This window comes from Salinimicrobium sp. TH3 (assembly GCF_026676115.1).
In the GTDB taxonomy this organism is placed as follows: Bacteria; Bacteroidota; Bacteroidia; order Flavobacteriales; family Flavobacteriaceae; genus Salinimicrobium.
Genome location: NZ_JAPONB010000017.1, coordinates 1 through 4,395, shown reverse-complemented (window position 1 = coordinate 4,395; position 4,395 = coordinate 1). Strand labels below are relative to the sequence as shown.

Sequence of the window (4,395 nt, the reverse complement as noted above, 5' to 3'; positions counted from 1 at the left end):
AATAATCACTGATGACACTGCTCCGGTAGCTGATGCAACTTCTTTAGCAGATGTTACTGCCCAGTGTGAGGTGACCTTTTTAACTGCTCCAACTGCTACAGATAACTGTTCTGCAGTAACTGTTTCTAACAACGCTTCTCTGCCTATTAATGCACAGGGAACAACGGTTGTGACCTGGACTTTCGAGGATGCTCAGGGAAATACTTCTTCTCAAACTCAAAATGTCGTTGTTACAGACACTACAGCTCCCGATGCTGTAACTCTACAAACTGTTACGGGAAACTGTGAGGTGACTGTAACTGCTCCTACAACTGAAGATAATTGTGCAGGAACTATTACAGGAACAACACCTGATCCGCTTGTCTATACTGAATTAGGTACCTACACTATCACCTGGACTTTTGATGATGGAAATGGAAATGCTACCAATGTAGAGCAAACAGTAATTGTACAAAACAATACTGCTCCGGTTGCACCGGTACTGGCAGATGCTGTAGCTGAATGTCAGATTACGGTGCCCGCTCCAACAACTTCAAATGCTTGTTCAGGAGAAACTATCACGGGAACAACTAATGATCCTCTTACCTACTCCGAACAGGGAGAATATATAATCACCTGGACTTTTGACGACGGAGACGGGAATGTGGTTACCAGCAATCAAAATGTATTTATCAATGATACTACTGCACCTGAAACTATCACTCTTGCTGATGTAACAGGTGAGTGTTCTGCAAATGTGACTGCTCCAAAAAGTACAGACAATTGCGCAGGAACAATCACAGCCACTACCGATGCTCCACTTACTTATACTGAGCAGGGAGACTACATTGTTACCTGGACGTTCGATGACGGTAATGGAAATATTACTAGGGTAGATCAGAATGTGATCGTAAAAGATATCACCGCGCCTGAAACTGTTACTCTTGCTGATGTGACAGGGGAATGTTCTGCAACTGTTGTTGCTCCAACAACTTCAGATAATTGTGCCGGAACAATCACCGCCACTACCGATGCTCCTCTTACTTATAGTGAGCAGGGAGAATATGTGGTGACCTGGACTTTTAATGATGGTAACGGAAACATTACTACTGTTGATCAAAACGTGATTGTAAAAGACATTACCGCTCCGGAAGATATCACGCTTGCTGATGTAACCGGGGAATGTTCTGCAACTGTAACTGCTCCAACAACTTCAGATAATTGTGCCGGAACAATCACCGCCACTACCGATGCTCCTCTTACTTATAGTGAGCAGGGAGAATATGTGGTGATCTGGACTTTTAAGGATGGTAACGGAAACATCACTACTGTTGATCAGAACGTGATCGTAAAAGACATCACCGCTCCTGAGGCTGTAACCCTTCAAACTGTTACAGGAAACTGTGAAGTGACTGTAACTGCTCCTACTACTGAAGATAATTGTGCAGGAACTATTACCGGAACAACAAGCGATCCGCTTGTCTATACTGACTTAGGAACTTACACTATTACCTGGACTTTTGATGATGGAAATGGAAATGCTACCAATGTAGATCAAACAGTAGTTGTTCAAAACAATACTGCTCCGGTTGCACCGGTACTGGCAGATGCTGTAGCTGAATGTCAGATTACTTTGCCGGCTCCAACAACTTCAAATGCTTGTACAGGAGAAACAATCACGGGAACAACTAATGATCCTCTTACCTACTCCGAACAGGGAGAATATATAATCACCTGGACTTTTGACGACGGAGACGGGAATGTGGTTACCAGCAATCAAAATGTAATTATCAATGATACTACTGCACCTGAAACTATCACTCTTGCTGATGTGACAGGCGAGTGTTCTGCAACTGTGACTGCTCCAACAAGTACAGACAATTGTGCCGGAACTATTACTGCTACTACTGAAGATGCTTTAACTTACACTGAGCAGGGAGAGTACGTAGTAACCTGGATGTTCGATGACGGTAATGGAAATATTACTAGGGTAGATCAGAATGTGATCGTAAAAGATGTTACCGCTCCTGAGGCTATCACACTTGCTGATGTAACAGGTGAGTGTTCTGCAACTGTGACTGCTCCAACAACTTCAGATAATTGCGCAGGAACAATCACCGCCACCACCGATGCTCCTCTTACTTATAATGAGCAGGGAGAATATGTGGTGACCTGGACCTTTAATGACGGCAACGGAAACATTACTACTGTAGACCAGAATGTGATCGTAAAAGATATCACCGCGCCTGAAACTGTTACTCTTGCTGATGTAACAGTGGAATGTTCTGCAACTGTAACTGCTCCAACAACTTCTGATAATTGTGCCGGAACAATAACCGCCACTACCGATGCTCTTCTTACTTATAGTGAGCAGGGAGAATATGTGGTGATCTGGACTTTTAATGATGGTAACGGAAACATCACTACTGTAGATCAGAATGTGATCGTAAAAGACCTTACCGCTCCTGAGGCTATTACTATTGCTAATGTAACAGGTGAGTGTTCTGCAACTGTTGTTGCTCCAACAACTTCAGATAATTGCGCAGGAACAATTACTGCCACTACTGATGATGCTTTGACATATACTGAGCAGGGAGAATATGTGGTGACCTGGACCTTCAACGACGGAAACGGAAATATTACTACTGTTGATCAAAACGTGATCGTGAACGATACTACTGCTCCCGATGCTGTAACTCTACAAACTGTTACAGGGAACTGTGAGGTGACTGTAACTGCTCCTACTACTGAAGATAATTGTGCAGGAACTATTACCGGAACAACAAGTGATCCCCTTGTCTATACTGACTTAGGAACTTACACTATCACTTGGACTTTTGATGATGGAAATGGAAATGCTACCAATGTAGATCAAACAGTAGTTGTTCAAAACAATACTGCTCCGGTTGCACCGGTACTGGTAGATGCTGTAGCTGAATGTCAGATCACTGTGCCGGCTCCAACAACTTCAAATGCTTGTACAGGCGAAACAATCACGGGAACAACTAATGATCCTCTTACCTACTCCGAACAGGGAGAATATATAATCACCTGGACTTTTGACGACGGAGACGGGAATGTGGTTACCAGCAATCAAAATGTAATTATCAATGATACTACTGCACCTGAGGCTATCACTCTTGCTGATGTGACAGGCGAGTGTTCTGCAACTGTTGTTGCTCCAACAACTACAGACAACTGTGCAGGAACTATTACTGCTACTACTGAAGATGCTTTAACTTACACTGAGCAGGGAGAGTACGTAGTAACCTGGACGTTCGATGACGGTAATGGAAATATTACTAGGGTAGATCAGAATGTAATCGTAAAAGACGTTACCGCTCCTGAGGCTATCACTCTTGCTGATGTGACAGGTGAGTGTTCTGCAACTGTTGTTGCTCCAACAACTTCAGATAATTGTGCCGGAACAATCACCGCCACTACCGATGCTCCTCTTACTTATAGTGAGCAGGGAGAATATGTGGTGACCTGGACTTTTAATGACGGCAACGGAAACATCACTACTGTAGATCAGAACGTGATTGTAAAGGACATCACGGCGCCTGAAGCTATCACTCTTGCTGATGTAACAGGTGAGTGTTCTGCAACTGTGACTGCTCCAACAACTTCAGATAATTGCGCAGGAACAATCACCGCCACTACCGATGCTCCTCTTACTTATACCGAGCAGGGTGAATACGTGGTGACTTGGACCTTCAACGACGGAAATGGAAATATTACTACTGTTGATCAAAACGTGATCGTAAAAGACACTACAGCTCCCGATGCTGTAACTCTACAAACTGTTACAGGAAACTGTGAAGTAACTGTAACTGCTCCTACTACTGAAGATAATTGTGCAGGAACTATTACAGGAACAACACCTGATCCGCTTGTCTATTCTGAATTAGGTACCTACACTATCACCTGGACTTTTGATGATGGAAATGGAAATGCTACCAATGTAGATCAAACAGTTGTTGTTCAAAACAATACTGCTCCGGTTGCACCGGTACTGGTAGATGCTGTAGCTGAATGTCAGATCACTGTGCCGGCTCCAACAACTTCAAATGCTTGTACAGGAGAAACAATCACGGGAACAACTAATGATCCTCTTACCTACTCCGAACAGGGAGAATATATAATCACCTGGACTTTTGACGACGGAGACGGGAATGTGGTTACCAGCAATCAAAATGTAATTATCAATGATACTACTGCACCTGAGGCTATCACTCTTGCTGATGTAACAGGTGAGTGTTCTGCAAATGTGACTGCTCCAACAACTTCAGATAATTGTGCCGGAACAATCACAGCCACTACCGATGCTCCACTTACTTATACTGAGCAGGGAGACTACATTGTTACCTGGACCTTCAACGACGGAAACGGAAATATCACTATTGTTGATCAAAA

At 43.5% G+C, this 4,395-nt stretch carries 1 protein-coding gene; it reads left to right on the top strand.

Features of this window, described 5'->3' with window-relative positions; all coding sequences use genetic code 11:
• Positions 1 to 4,395 (top strand): beta strand repeat-containing protein (locus OU683_RS16510; protein ID WP_268140339.1); only part of this gene is annotated, 4,395 nt, incomplete at both ends.